Genomic DNA, 14,145 nt, shown 5'->3' on the forward strand with positions numbered 1-14,145 from the left:
GTTTATGAATTCAGATAAAATCTCCACAAAACGCATTCAATCCGGTGGATGTGCTATCCATTGTCAGGACTGCAGTATCAGTCAGTTATGCATCCCTTTTACTCTCAATGACGCAGAGTTAGATCAGCTGGACAGCATTATTGAGCGAAAAAAACCCATCCATAAGGGCCAGGAACTGTTTAAAGCCGGGGACGAGCTGAAAGCGCTGTACGCGATCCGTTCAGGCACAGTGAAAACCTATACCATCACCGAGCAAGGCGACGAACAAATTACCGCTTTTCATTTAGCTGGCGACTTGGTGGGTTTTGACGCTATCAACGACCATAAACACCAAAGTTTTGCCCAGTCTCTTGAAACTTCTATGGTATGTGAGATTCCGTTTGAAACACTGGACGATCTTGCCGGTAAAATGCCTAAGCTCAGACAACAAATTATGCGTCTGATGAGCAGCGAAATTAAAAGTGATCAGAATATGATCCTGCTGCTCTCTAAGAAAAATGCCGAAGAGCGTCTGGCAGCGTTTCTCTATGATTTATCATGCCGTTTCTCAGAACGTGGGTTTTCTGCCCGCGAATTCCGGCTGACTATGACCCGTGGAGATATTGGTAACTATCTGGGGTTGACAGTTGAAACCATCAGCCGTCTGTTGGGCCGTTTCCAAAAGTCCGAAATCATTGGCGTGAAAGGCAAGTACATCACGGTTCTTGATCGTGAGCAGTTAGCTCAGCTTGCAGGTGCGACTAACTGTAAATAGTTTTATTAAAATTGATGGGCTTGATGCCCATCAATTTTTACTGTAATTCCTCTTCAAAGTCCTCCATTTCCTCGCAGCAATCCGTTACAGTGAATATACTAATCTGAATACAAACAGTTTTTCAGATCAGGTCGATTGCGAATCCGTTGAGACAGGGGGCAGTTATGAACTCATACAAAAACATCCTCGTAGTGGCCGACCCACTGCAAGACAACCAACCGGCTTTGTCACGCGCAGTGCACCTCGCTGAAAAGAGTGAGAATGTTCACATCACTGTATTCCTTGCCATTTACGATTTTTCTTACGAAATGACATCCATGCTCTCGTCGGACGAGCGTCAGGCCATGCGGCGCGGGGTTATCCAACAGCGTGAAGAATGGTTAAAAGACATTATCCGCCCTCATGTCAGCGCCGGTGTTGATATCGACATCCTTGTTGTGTGGCACAATCGCCCCTATGAAGCCGTTATCGCCGAGGTGTACAGCCATCATCACGACCTACTGATAAAAGCCACCCATAAACACGACAAAATCGGCTCCGTGATTTTTACCCCTACCGACTGGCATTTATTACGCAAATGTCCATGCCCCGTGCTTTTGGTTAAAGAGCACAGCTGGCCCGAGAACGGTAAGGTACTGGCTTGTGTCAACTTAGCGGCAGAGAGCGATACTCACGAAACATTGAACGATAAAATCATCAACGAAGCTAAGAACATGGCAGAAGTACTGGTTGCTGAAGTCAATCTGGTCAACGCCTATCCCGCTACCCCGGTTAACATTACGATTGAATTACCTGAATTTGACCCTGCAACCTACACAGATGCGGTACGTGGCCACCATCTGACATCGATGAAGGCACTGAGGCAAAAACACGGTATTGATGAAGATAAAACCCATGTCGTTGAAGGATTGCCTGAAGACGTAATCCCGAAAGTCGCAGAAGAGTTAGATGCAGAACTCGTCATACTGGGCACCACCGGCCGGACCGGGCTTTCTGCTGTCTTCATCGGCAATACAGCTGAGCACACCATTGACAGCCTCAACTGCGACTTGCTTGCCCTTAAACCCGACGGCTACATCAGCCCTCTGGATCCTAACCAATAATCTTGCTCTGAAAGCACGCCTTTAACCCGCAGGCGTGCTTTTCACCGACAACAATCGCTCAAACTGCCATTTACCCGCTTAATTATCAATTAAGATGAAAATCACGCTGGAATCCGACGCTGGAATCCGTATCATACCCGCCATGAAATTTGCCAGTGAGCACAGGTCGCGCGAACCCTGCTCACGGTAACCTTTACCGATGATATTTCATGACGACTTATATCATCGTGCTCAATGCATTTACCGTCGGTTGGCAGCGTGATTCAATCGATGCGAAAGAGAGAAGCAATGACTCAGAATCAAGAGCTTACAAAGGCACAGAAATACAACTTCGATAAGCTGCAAAAGAAACTGCGCCGGAATACGGGCCAGGCGATTGCTGATTTTAATATGATCGAAGATGGTGATCGCATTATGGTTTGCCTGTCTGGTGGTAAAGACAGCTATACCATGCTGGAAATGTTGAGCAGCCTGCAGCGCAGTGCCCCTGTCAGCTTTGAACTGATTGCAGTGAACCTAGATCAAAAACAGCCTGGCTTCCCTGAGCATATCTTGCCTGAATATCTTGAATCTCTGGGTGTTCCGTACAAGATTGTGAATGAAGATACTTATTCCATAGTCAAAGAGAAAGTGCCGGAAGGTAAAACGACCTGTTCTCTCTGCTCCCGTCTGCGTCGCGGTATTTTGTACCGGACGGCGAAGGAAATAGGTGCAACTAAAATTGCGCTGGGTCACCACCGCGATGACATGCTGGAGACACTTTTCCTGAACATGTTCTACGGCGGCAAAATGAAAGGTATGCCACCTAAGCTGGTCTCGGATAATGGCGAACATGTGGTGATTCGTCCGCTCGCCTATTGCCGCGAAAAAGACATTGAACGCTACACCGAAATGAAAGCGTTCCCGATCATCCCGTGCAATCTTTGTGGCTCGCAGCCAAACCTTCAGCGTCAGGTTATCAAAGAAATGCTGCGTGACTGGGATAAACGGTATCCGGGACGTATTGAGACTATGTTCACCGCCATGCAAAACGTCGTGCCTTCGCACCTGGCAGACTTTAACCTTTTTGACTTTAAGTCAATCGACAAGGAATCAGGGGCGATTAACGGCGGTGATATTGCTTTTGATAAAGAAGACTTACCAAGCTCACCCGTCTCTTCCGAAGGTGCCAGTGAATTTGATCCGGGTGAAAAATTGGATATTTTGCAGGTTAATTAACTTTTCCATCTATCAAAGCCGCAGACATTGCGGCTTTTTTCATCCATTTATCACTGACGCTGGTAAAAATACCTGGCAGACATATTGCTATCTAACACGCCTGGCTGAAACGATATAGCCGAAAACACTAAAAACCACCCCAAAATCATCACAACATATAAAGATTTGTTAACAAAAAACCAAAAAAATTGCTAAGAACAGTCTGGTATATGGCAGTTATATCCGTATCATACTATAGATACTTATGCGTTCAGGTACTCGCAGTGATACGCAACGCTACCCTGCTCAGTGGTACGTTGCGCAATATGATTCGCGCTCATAACCAGCTATTCCTGCGAATGATTTCTACAGGTTACGAGTCGTCTCATTCTGAGTTGCATCTTCATACTCTGACATTTTGCAAGCGAGCCTGAAACCGAGTGAGATCCAATTAAGTCTGTAGCCGTCCTGCACGCTACTAAGTCAATATAAAGGATTAAAAATGACTTACTATCAGAAACTGGAACAACACGCTAAAAAGCTTTCCAAGATTTCTCACTTATCCGCTATCTGCAGCTGGGATCAGGCTGCAAAAATGCCCGAAGGCGGAAATGCCGCACGCTCTGAAGCAATGGCTGAACTGGCTCTTATTCATCATGAACTCGCAACGGCTCCTTCTCTGGCTGACTGGTTCGCCAAAGCCGAAACCGAATCTTTGTCCAAAGAACAAAAAGTCAGCCTGCAAGAGATGAAACGTTCCTGGCAGAATGACAATATCCTGCCGGCTGATCTGGTGGAGAAAAAATCGCTCGCCGGTTCAAAGTGCGAACATGCCTGGCGAACGCAACGTAAAGAAAATAATTGGCATGAGTTCAGCCAGAACCTTGAAGCCGTTGTTAAGCTGGCAAGAGAAGAAGCGCAGATTCGGGCTGAGGCAACGGGGTTAAGCCGTTATGACGCTATGATGGATCTGTATGAACCTGGCATGACGTGCGAGAAAATTGATTCTATATTTGGTCAGGTGAAAACATGGCTACCCGCATTGATTCAACAAGTCAGAGCGAAACAAGCCAGTGATCAGGTTATTACTCCTAAAGGCCCTTTCCCGATAGCTCAACAGAAAGCATTGAGTCTGGATATCATGGGCAAATTAGGATTTGATTTCAGACACGGCCGGTTGGACGTGAGTGCGCACCCGTTTTGTGGCGGTGTGCCGACCGATGTCCGCATTACCACCCGGTATGATGAAGCTGACTTTACCAGTGCACTCATGGGGGTTATCCACGAAACTGGCCATGCCCGTTACGAGCAAGGACTCCCTGAGCAGTGGCATGGTTTGCCTGTGGGTCAGGCACGCTCAATGGGCGTTCATGAGTCACAAAGCCTGTTTTTTGAAATGCAGCTTTCGCGCAGTAAGCCTTTTATTGAAATCCTCGCCCCGTTAGCTCGCGAAGCATTTGACCGTAATAACGACAAGGCGCTGAGCACCGACAATTTGGCATTGTTCAGTACCCGGGTCGAACCTGGCTATATCCGAGTCGATGCCGATGAAGTGACCTACCCTGCACACATCATTTTACGTTACGAAATTGAACGCGATTTGATTGAAGGCAAAATCGAAGTAGCAGATATCCCTGAGTTGTGGGACAAGAAGATGACTGAGTATCTGGGGTTATCGACCAAAGGTAACTTTACTGACGGCTGTATGCAGGATATCCACTGGACAGACGGCAGCTTTGGCTATTTCCCGTCTTACACTCTGGGTGCTATGTATGCGGCTCAGTTCATGGCGGCCATGCGCCGTGAAATGAATGTGGAAAACCTCATTCGTGAACGTAACCTTCAGCCTATCTTCAACTGGTTAGACAGGCATATCTGGAAAAAAGCCAGCTTCCTTTCAACAGATAACCTGCTGAAAGAAGCGACCGGCGAAACCCTGAACCCGGATCATTTCAAAGCGCACCTTGAAAGTCGCTACCTCGAAGACTAACGTAACAAAGTTGTAAATCCAAAAGGGCCTCATGGCCCTTTTTTTATACCATACTGATTTCCAGTACAGTATTGATGGCACTGCCATTCCATTTGTACACATAATGATTGGACTGACAAACCTTGCTGACCAGGTTTGGCTTGTACAAGGCAAAACAATCATGGCCCCGGTGCCGTACGGAGTGATACAAAACACCGTCTTGTCTTGCTTCCTTCATCGTTATCGCCTCAGCCTGAGAATGCGCATAATTCGTGGGGTGGTAAAGCGCAGAATCCAGATGCGTCTTCTCTGTAAAATCAACCAAAGCGGCAGAAAACCAAGCCTGTATACTTCTCATCTGGATATCCTGTGACGGCTCCTGGGTGTACCCCAGTATCCGCTCCATATGATAGCTCGTTTCCTTGATCGCCGTATTAATATCCCTTGCCGCATAATACGCGCCAAAGTCCGCGGTATTAAAACGACCCCCATCCGGATTTACATGGGTAAAGGCGGCCATCACATAGCTGCAGTGAGGAATACCGACCAGCCTTTCCTCGACCGGTACACGAGCAAACTGCCCTGTTTCCTCAGCCAGACGAGGATTGGTCAGGGCTTCAACGGCAAAAATAGCTTCCAGTTGATCAGGCTCAGCGACATCTTCATACAAATTGATTGGCGGATACTTGGAGGGAATTAGTCGATAGCATGGCTGCTCCCTGAAGTGCTTGAGAGTGTATGCGTTCTGCATGTCAGGACCGTCCTCCGCGCCAGGCGTTCAACCGTGTAGCCACTTCGTACAAATCGGCAACCTTACCCTGGCCCATCACTTCCATCGCACTTCGCCCGGCAAAAAACGGGTGTGAATTAGGCTTCTGCACCCATTGATAAACACTGTCTTCATGGGTAAATAAAATGCGCAGGCATTTATGAATATTCAGTATGTAGCTCATCCGCTCCAGCAAGTCTTTAGACACTTTGGCCGACTCAGGGCTGGCACGGTATTTGTTCAGTGTTGAGCGGCTTGATAAACCAAGCAGAGCCATCTGCTGATTCTGGCTGCAACTCCACTTATCCAGAATGTTGAAAACGACTGGCAGTACCTTATTGCCTGCATGTTCAATCGGCTCATTCGCCGCCACGGTACGGGTGTTCATGATCACCGCCTCAGATTGTCCATTTATGGACTTAGTTTAGCATTAAGTCTATAAATGAACAAAATGTTGAGACCGGAGATATCAAGCAGTCATCAATGTAAAACAGAGACCGGGCTGACCAACGCCGTGATCAGCCCCAGATGGCGGAGAAGTTATTGCGGGGATGATTCCAGCCAGGGCGTAATGCGAATTGCTGGTGATGGTAAGGTCAACACAGTATTTTCAGGGAGTTGCCTGACTTTCACAATCGCTTTCCCCGCTTCGATGGGGATGACGGTATCGTCAGAAACAGTGATAACACCCGTCTCCATGTGAGCAAAATGCATCACGACACCGCTGACCTCTGGCATAAACCAGGATGAAAACATCCCACCTAAATCATTTAAGAGTATGTCCATTTGTGGCAGCAGACTATCCAACGCTGCTTTGTTGATAGCTAACCCTAAAGGCTTGCTGACGATCACCTGCATAGACACATCGCAGGTGATTCCGTCATCTATCACAAAAGTGACGTCAGGATTCGCCTGCCGCAAGTTATTGTCGATTGGCACTATCAGGGCATTATCGGCAGGAATGACGAGCTCTTCATAATGCTCTTCTTTTTGCATCCAGCCTTTGCGGACAGTACAGGTTTCACCGGTTTGCTGATTGATCAGATACAAGGCAATGTTCACATCAGGGTGAGACTCAGCAACATTGTGCTTGAGTTTGCCGAAAAGGTTGCTGTAGCGCATCTCAATGTTCTGTGCCCAGACGTTACCGGAAAGAGCGAGCAGGCCGGAAGTAAGAAGAAGAGTTTTAATAAATGAAGTGCTCATCAACGGTTAGCCCTGTTGCCAAAATTGTTTGTTATGACGGATCATACCCTGGATTTCATCCACGTATTCCTGTCCACGTTCAGAGTATCGGTGCAGTCCTTCCGCAAGCTTTACCCCGGTAACGGGTTGACCTGCCGCACGCTCGTTCGCTCTGATATCCCGAAGCTCCGCATAAGCGCGATTGCGGTTCACATTCATAAAATAAGCGTGAACCGACTGAGCCGCATCAGAGAAAACGGCGACTTCGTGCTTCGCGCCTTCTCCTCTGGCACTGGGAACCAGGCCACAGCCTTGGGTGTAGCACCACTGTCCAAAATAATTATGCCCTTCAACGGCAAACCGTGACGTTCCCCATCCCGATTCATTGGCCGCCTGACTCAATACCAGCTCTTCAGGGATCATATCTACGCGAAGCAGCATAGCATCCAGCCAGGGCTCTGTGACAGCGTCACCCGTGAGTTCGCGATTGTAAGCATCACCAAGCTGACGGGCTTCACTGAGATCGTTTGGGCTGATCGCCTGCCCGACTTTCAGTTGGGTCTGAATGGCCAGTAAAAAAGAGCGTTCCTGACTGACTCTGGCATTCTCTTGCTGCACGAACGGACGTAAGAATGTGAAAAATGATTGCTTCTTTTGGTTAACGTCTTCCATAACGTTAAAATCCGGCCGGGTTGCTTCATCTTGGGTATTCACTGCTTGCTTTTCAGGCTCAGCGCAACCTACAAAGAGCAATGTGCATCCGGCAACCGCAAAGTGTCTGACATTTTTTATCACGCGTTAAATACCTTGCTTTCTTCTTCTGTTTTATTGCCTTGATCTTCACCGTCACCGCCTTTATCGACTGTTGTGACCTGCAAAGTAATACCAAACAAATTGCGGTAGACAATTGCTTTCACGTTAAAGAAGAAAGGAATTGTCCAGATCAGTCCGATGCCTGCGGTAGCAAAGGAGATAAAGAACAAAACCAGCACCGCCAGAAAAATAGCAGATAAAGGCAATATTTTACGGAATGTAGCCACGACAGAATACTGGATCGCTTTTAATGGGCTGACACGCTTTTCACACACCAGTGTGATCGTCATGCTGAAAGCCATGGTTAAAAACAGCCCAATTAACGGAAACAATGCGTTACCTATGCCCTGCAGCGAGGATGTCAGCAACATAGTGACAACAGACACCACGGCAAAAGGAAACCCTTTCACCAAATAGCGCGGCTTGGTTGGCAGGCCAACTGCATGGTTCAGCGCTATCAGGCTGACTCCGGCATACAAAGGGGCGCTTAATACATCCGACCAGAAATTGGCCATAAAACCCGCTTCAACGATTTCTGGTGTAATGCCTTCGCCACTGACAATGGCATCAAAGAAAATAGCAGGGTTACCCAGTTGCACTTGCAGCGCGATCAGCAAGAGAGCAAGCTGCGCTAAAAACAGCCCTGCAATTGCTGGGAAGAAAGTCAGAAAATGCTTTGCCGTCACCTTCCAGGCTTCTTGAAGTACCGCAACAGACTGTAAGTCTGCTTTGCCTGACAGCGCCTTTTCGATTGAGCCGCCAACCTGAAGACTTTTATTACTCATGCAGATAGTTGATTCACATTAAATTAGAACAATGGGCCCGATTGTACGCTACCGCTTGCGCTAAACAAATCGCGTCATGGTTAAAAAATGCTTCAATGCCTCAAAATGGTGGAAATTTATCGTTCAATTTAGGGTTTTGTTCAGATTTCATCTAAGCTCAGTAGTCAATTTGCAATCTAAATTCTGCATTATTAGCCTTGAAAATCCTCAGATAATGCGATGAACTCCGTTGAAATCATTTGCAAAACTGATGAACGAAAAAGTCACCTGTACAATATAAAAAATACTTTGAATTATACCTATGGGGGTCTATCATCCGGCTCCTGAAATTGACCAAGAAAATGCAGGCAAAAAATTGCAGGCACGATGTGGAGACCAGGTAGAGTTGAACACAAACATCACATCCAAAGAACCGGTTATTCAGCTCAAAGGGCTGAGCAAGAGCTTTGACGGTAAACAAATTATCGCCGGGTTAGATCTCAACGTGAATGACGGTGAGTTTTTAACCATTTTAGGCCCCTCCGGCTGTGGTAAAACCACTGTCCTTCGCCTTATCGCTGGTTTTGAAGATGCTGACCAGGGGCAGATTATTATTGCCGGTCAGGACGTGACTGCCGTTCATGCAGAACAGCGGCATGTTAATACTGTATTCCAGAGTTATGCCTTATTTCCGCACATGACGGTGTTTGAAAATGTTGCCTTTGGTCTGCGCATGCAAAAAGTGCCAGAGCAAGAGATCAAACCACGTGTGATGGAAGCTTTGCAGATGGTTCAGCTGGAGCAGTTCGCTCCTCGTCAGCCACATCAGTTATCCGGTGGTCAGCAGCAACGTGTTGCCATAGCGCGAGCCGTGGTGAACAAGCCGAAAGTTCTGCTGTTGGATGAATCACTTTCTGCGCTGGATTATAAGCTCCGTAAGCAGATGCAGCTGGAGCTGAAACAGCTGCAGCGTCGTCTGGGCATTACTTTTATCTTCGTCACACATGATCAGGAAGAAGCCCTGTCAATGTCAGATCGCATCATTGTTATGCGTGATGGACGTATTGAACAAGACGGCACACCGCGTGAAATTTATGAAGAGCCAAGCAACCTGTTTGTCGCCCGCTTCATCGGTGAAATTAATGTGTTCGATGCCACTGTGGTTGAGCGTATTGACGAAAAACGTATTAAAGCCATTGTCGAAGGCCGTGAGGCCGTGATCCATTGTGATCTGGATGTGCAGCAACATGCGCCGCTTAAAGTGCTGCTTCGCCCTGAAGATATCCGTCTGGAAGAAATCAACGAAAACGAAGAAAGCTGGGGCCTGATGGGCCATGTGCGTGAGCGTACCTATAAAGGGATGACGCTGGATTCGGTCGTTGAGATCGAAACGGGCAAATCTGTCATGGTGAGTGAATTCTTTAACGAAGATGATCCGGATGTAGACCACTCCCTGGATCAAAAAGTAGCGATCACCTGGGTTGAAAGTTGGGAAGTGGTACTGGCTGATGACGAAGAAGCTTAATCTGCAAAATATCATCATTTCGGTGATTGTAGGATGGTTACTGGTTTTTGTATTCATCCCGAATCTGATGATTATTGGCACCAGTTTTCTGACTCGTGATGATGCGAATCTGATTGATTTAACCTTCACGCTGGAAAACTACGCACGCTTGTTTGACCCTTTGTATGGTCAGGTGATGCTGCATTCATTCTACATGGCTGGCATGGCAACTATCTTATGCCTGCTGGTGGGTTATCCGTTTGCCTACAGTATCGCGAAAATGCCGGTAAAGTGGCGTCCGTTCATGCTGTTTCTGGTGATCGTACCGTTCTGGACCAATTCATTGATCCGGACTTACGGCCTGAAAATCATGTTGGGTACCCAGGGCGTGTTCAACAGCAGCCTGATGGCATTAGGGATTATTGATAAGCCCCTGCGCATTATGTACACAGAGTATGCGGTAATGATTGGTCTGGTTTATATCCTGCTGCCTTTCATGGTGCTGCCTTTGTATTCCGCCATTGAAAAGCTGGATAACACTTATATTGAAGCTGCTCGCGATCTGGGCGCGAACAAGGTTCAGACGTTTATTCGTGTTATCGCACCATTAACAATGCCAGGCGTGATTGCGGGCTGCCTGCTGGTCTTTTTGCCGGCAATGGGTATGTTCTACATTTCCGACCTGCTCGGTGGTGCTAAAAACCTGCTCATTGGTAATGTCATTAAGAGTCAGGTACTGAATGCGCGTGACTGGCCGTTTGGGGCGGCAACCAGTATCGCCCTGACTATTTCAATGGCAATTCTGCTGTATGCCTATTACCGGGCTGGCAAGCTACTCAACCGTAAAGTGGAGTTGGACTAACTGTGGGACGTTTTTTCAAAGTCAGTCTGATGTCGGTAGTGTACGCATTCCTGTACATTCCCATCATTATTCTTATTGTTAACTCATTTAACGCCAGCAAATTTGGCATGAAATGGGGTGGCTTTACCACCAAGTGGTATGAGCAGCTTGTGAACAATGACAGCTTGATGCAGGCAGCCTGGCACTCACTCAACATTGCAGTGTACTCTGCAACGGCAGCTGCCATTATTGGCAGTCTGACTGCCGTTGCCCTGTTCCGTTACCAGTTCAAGGGTAAAAGTTTTGTCAACGGCATGCTGTTTGTGGTCATGATGTCACCAGATATCGTGATGGCAATTTCGCTGCTGGCACTTTTTATTCTTATGGGGGCGAAACTGGGATTCCTGACACTGCTGCTGTCTCATATCACTTTCTGTCTCCCATTCGTTGTGGTGACAGTGTATAGCCGTTTAAAAGGCTTTGATGTGAAAATGCTGGAAGCTGCCCGTGATTTGGGCGCCAGTGAATGGGTCATATTGAAACAGATCATCCTGCCACTGGCTAAACCCGCTGTTTTTGCTGGTTGGTTGCTCAGTTTTACCCTGTCACTTGATGATGTGATTGTCAGTTCTTTCGTAACAGGACCGACGTATGAGATCCTGCCGCTGAAAATTTACTCTATGGTAAAAGTGGGTATTTCGCCGGAAGTCAATGCACTGGCCACTGTCATGTTGATCGTGTCGCTGACCCTGGTTGTGCTGTCGCAAATCATTGTGCGGGACAAGACGAAATAAGTTGCGTTTAATTTTATCTGCATGATAATCGTACTGAAATACGGCCGAGGAAACTCGGCCGTTTACGCAGGAGACAAAGGTTTGACTCCTGTTTTATTAACCATCCCGGCAGGGATTTTGGAGTTATCACATCAATGAAAAAATGGTCCGCGTTTCTGGCCAGCGCCGCATGCGCCGCTACTCTGGTATCTGGTAGTGTCAATGCAGCCGATGAAGAATTAGTCTTTATGAACTGGGGTCCGTACATTTCTACGGAACTACGTGAACAGTTCACTAAAGAAACGGGCATTAAAGTCATTTATTCGACTTATGAGTCGAACGAAACCATGTATGCCAAACTCAAAGCGCACCCGGAAGGATACGACCTGGTTGTTCCTTCAACCTATTTTGTCGCCAAAATGCGCGATGAAGGCATGCTGCAGAAAATCGACAAGTCGAAACTGAGCAACTTCAAAAACCTTGATCAGAATTATCTGAATAAGCCGTTCGATCCGAACAACGAATACTCTATACCTCACGTTTTGGGTATCACTGGCCTTGCCGTGAACACTGAAATGTACGACCCGGCTGACTTTGACAGCTGGGAAGATCTGTGGGATCCGAAATATCGTGGCCAGCTGATGCTGATGGATGACACTCGTGAAGTTCACCATATCGCCCTGAAGATTCTGGGTTACTCAGGTAACACCACAGATCCAAAACAAATCGCGGAAGCTTATGAAAAGCTGAAAGAACTGATGCCTAATGTCCTGGTTTTCAACTCGGATAACCCGGCTGCGCCTTATATGGCTGGCGAAGTTGGCTTAGGTATGCTGTGGAACGGCTCAGCGGCGGCGGCTCAGCGTGAAGGCTTGCCTATTGAACTGGTTTGGCCAAAAGAAGGCGGCATTTACTGGGTAGATAATCTATCGATCACCAACAATGCGAAAAACATTGAAGCTGCTCATAAGATGATCGACTTCCTGTTGCGCCCGGATGTTGCTGCGAAAATTTCAGAAGAAACCGGTTATCTGACGGGTGTTGCAGCATCAAATGCAAAATATAAAGACAACCCGACTCTGTTCCCGCCTAAAGAGGAATTGGAACGCGGTGAGTTCCAGAATGCTGTCGGTGACGCCAACATTCTGTATGAGGAAAACTTCCTCAAGCTGAAAGCTGGTCAATAAGCGCTTTCTTTAGGCAACCAAACTGATTTGGTTGCCTTTTTTCTTATCCCCTCTGCTATACTCTCCCACTGATTCTTTAATGAATTCCATACGTTAGTAATGGGTTAATATCTCATTCTGACATGTTTTGTCATCTGAAATGACACACCCTGTCCGCAAGAGAGGTGGGCATTGCTATAGCGACCAGAATGCTGTGTAAGGCTTCTGAAGTTAGGAGTAACTCAATGAAAAAATGGTCTTCAATCATGGTCAGCGGTCTGTTTGCCATGTCGCTGACATCACATTCAGCACTGGCTGCAGACGAAGAGCTGTATTTCTACAACTGGTCTGAATATATCCCAGCCAGTGTGCTGGAAGCGTTCACCAAAGAAACCGGTATTAAAGTCATCTATTCGACGTATGAATCGAATGAGACTATGTACGCCAAATTGAAGACCTACGGTTCGGGTTACGATCTGGTCGTTCCTTCTACATATTACGTCTCTAAGATGCGTAACGAGAATATGCTGAAGCAAATCGATAAGTCTAAGCTGTCGCATTTTAAAGACCTGGATCCTAACTTCCTGAATAAGCCTTTTGACCCAGGCAATGACTACTCTATTCCGTACATTTGGGGTGCGACAGGTATTGGCGTGAACACAGATATGGTCAATGCTAAAGAAATCACCGGCTGGAGTGACTTCTGGGACAGTAAATGGCAAGGCCAGTTGATGATGATGGATGATGCACGTGAATTCTTCCACATCGCATTGCGTAAACTGGGTTACTCAGCCAACACTGAAAATCCTGACGAAATTAAAGCCGCTTATGAAGAACTGAAAAAGCTGATGCCCAACGTGCTGGTCTTCAACTCAGACTACCCTGCTAACCCATACATGGCCGGAGAAACCTCTCTGGGTATGTTATGGAATGGCTCTGCCTACATGGCACGACAGGAAGGCGCCCCAATTAATATCGTTTGGCCTAAAGAGGGTGCCATTTTCTGGATGGACAGCCTGGCAATTCCGGCTGGCGCGAAAAATGTTGATGCCGCACATAAGATGATCGACTTTTTGCTCAAACCAGAAAATGCAGCCAAAGTTGCGCTGGAAATTGGCTATCCAACCCCTGTTGCAACAGCTAAAGATCAGCTGCCAAAAACATTTGTCGATGACCCGAGCATCTACCCGCCACAAGCTGTAATGGATGCCGGTGAGTGGCAGGACAGTGTTGGTGATGCGGTGTCGCTGTATGAAGAATATTACCAAAAACTAAAAGCTGGCCAGTAAACATCCTTTTAAGGCGTC

General features: G+C 47.1%; 14 protein-coding genes. 9 read left to right on the forward strand and 5 right to left on the reverse strand.

Annotation, left to right across the window (positions count from 1 at the left end; all coding sequences use genetic code 11):
* Nucleotides 1–4 precede the first annotated feature (4 nt).
* The 4 genes from H511_RS0110345 to H511_RS0110360 all read left to right on the forward strand — a co-directional run bounded on the left by H511_RS0110345 (nucleotide 5) and on the right by H511_RS0110360 (nucleotide 5,044).
* Nucleotides 5–754 (forward strand): FNR family transcription factor, encoded by a 750-nt coding sequence (locus H511_RS0110345; protein ID WP_027252224.1) that lies wholly within the window; start codon nucleotides 5–7, stop codon nucleotides 752–754.
* A gap of 164 nt (nucleotides 755–918) precedes the next feature.
* On the forward strand, nucleotides 919–1,857 hold the full coding sequence (uspE, locus tag H511_RS0110350; protein ID WP_027252225.1) for a universal stress protein UspE: 939 nt from the start codon (nucleotides 919–921) through the stop codon (nucleotides 1,855–1,857).
* Between the two features lie 288 nt (nucleotides 1,858–2,145).
* Complete coding sequence (gene ttcA / locus H511_RS0110355; RefSeq protein WP_027252226.1) at nucleotides 2,146–3,075, forward strand: tRNA 2-thiocytidine(32) synthetase TtcA; 930 nt, start codon at nucleotides 2,146–2,148, stop codon at nucleotides 3,073–3,075.
* Nucleotides 3,076–3,556: 481 nt separating this feature from the next.
* Nucleotides 3,557–5,044, forward strand: a complete 1,488-nt coding sequence (locus H511_RS0110360) for a carboxypeptidase M32 (RefSeq protein ID WP_027252227.1) — start codon at nucleotides 3,557–3,559, stop codon at nucleotides 5,042–5,044.
* 43 nt (nucleotides 5,045–5,087) lie between these two features.
* Here the strand turns inward: H511_RS0110360 and H511_RS0110365 are convergent, their stop codons facing one another.
* The 5 genes from H511_RS0110365 to H511_RS0110385 all read right to left on the reverse strand — a co-directional run bounded on the left by H511_RS0110365 (nucleotide 5,088) and on the right by H511_RS0110385 (nucleotide 8,575).
* Nucleotides 5,088–5,774: an RES family NAD+ phosphorylase gene (locus H511_RS0110365; RefSeq protein WP_027252228.1), complete on the reverse strand. Its 687-nt coding sequence runs from the start codon at nucleotides 5,772–5,774 to the stop codon at nucleotides 5,088–5,090.
* 1 nt (nucleotide 5,775) lies between these two features.
* Complete coding sequence (locus H511_RS0110370) at nucleotides 5,776–6,180, reverse strand: MbcA/ParS/Xre antitoxin family protein (protein ID WP_036759448.1); 405 nt, start codon at nucleotides 6,178–6,180, stop codon at nucleotides 5,776–5,778.
* A gap of 152 nt (nucleotides 6,181–6,332) precedes the next feature.
* A complete protein-coding gene (locus tag H511_RS0110375) occupies nucleotides 6,333–6,998 on the reverse strand; it encodes a DUF2987 domain-containing protein (RefSeq protein WP_036759449.1) in 666 nt (221 codons plus the stop codon).
* Between the two features lie 6 nt (nucleotides 6,999–7,004).
* Nucleotides 7,005–7,691, reverse strand: coding sequence for a glucosaminidase domain-containing protein (locus H511_RS0110380; protein WP_248616585.1), 687 nt, complete (start codon nucleotides 7,689–7,691; stop codon nucleotides 7,005–7,007).
* Between the two features lie 77 nt (nucleotides 7,692–7,768).
* Entirely contained in the window at nucleotides 7,769–8,575 is an 807-nt protein-coding gene (locus tag H511_RS0110385) for a membrane protein (protein WP_027252232.1), read from the reverse strand.
* Nucleotides 8,576–8,960: 385 nt separating this feature from the next.
* Between H511_RS0110385 and potA the strand changes: the two genes are divergently transcribed.
* From potA to H511_RS0110410, 5 genes are all read left to right on the forward strand, one after another.
* Nucleotides 8,961–10,079: a spermidine/putrescine ABC transporter ATP-binding protein PotA gene (potA, locus tag H511_RS0110390; protein WP_027252233.1), complete on the forward strand. Its 1,119-nt coding sequence runs from the start codon at nucleotides 8,961–8,963 to the stop codon at nucleotides 10,077–10,079.
* Complete coding sequence (gene potB / locus H511_RS0110395; RefSeq protein ID WP_027252234.1) at nucleotides 10,063–10,920, forward strand: spermidine/putrescine ABC transporter permease PotB; 858 nt, start codon at nucleotides 10,063–10,065, stop codon at nucleotides 10,918–10,920. The genes potA and potB overlap by 17 nt, the downstream gene beginning before the upstream one ends.
* Before the next feature lie 2 nt (nucleotides 10,921–10,922).
* Nucleotides 10,923–11,693 (forward strand): spermidine/putrescine ABC transporter permease PotC, encoded by a 771-nt coding sequence (potC, locus tag H511_RS0110400; protein WP_027252235.1) that lies wholly within the window; start codon nucleotides 10,923–10,925, stop codon nucleotides 11,691–11,693.
* Between the two features lie 134 nt (nucleotides 11,694–11,827).
* Nucleotides 11,828–12,859: an extracellular solute-binding protein gene (locus H511_RS0110405; protein WP_027252236.1), complete on the forward strand. Its 1,032-nt coding sequence runs from the start codon at nucleotides 11,828–11,830 to the stop codon at nucleotides 12,857–12,859.
* 245 nt (nucleotides 12,860–13,104) lie between these two features.
* The gene (locus tag H511_RS0110410) at nucleotides 13,105–14,127 is read left to right on the forward strand and encodes an extracellular solute-binding protein (RefSeq protein ID WP_248616594.1); all 1,023 of its coding nucleotides are present in this window, start codon (nucleotides 13,105–13,107) and stop codon (nucleotides 14,125–14,127) included.
* The last annotated feature ends 18 nt before the right edge of the window (nucleotides 14,128–14,145 follow it).

Source organism: Photobacterium halotolerans DSM 18316, assembly GCF_000425165.1.
Taxonomy (GTDB): domain Bacteria; phylum Pseudomonadota; class Gammaproteobacteria; order Enterobacterales; family Vibrionaceae; genus Photobacterium; species Photobacterium halotolerans.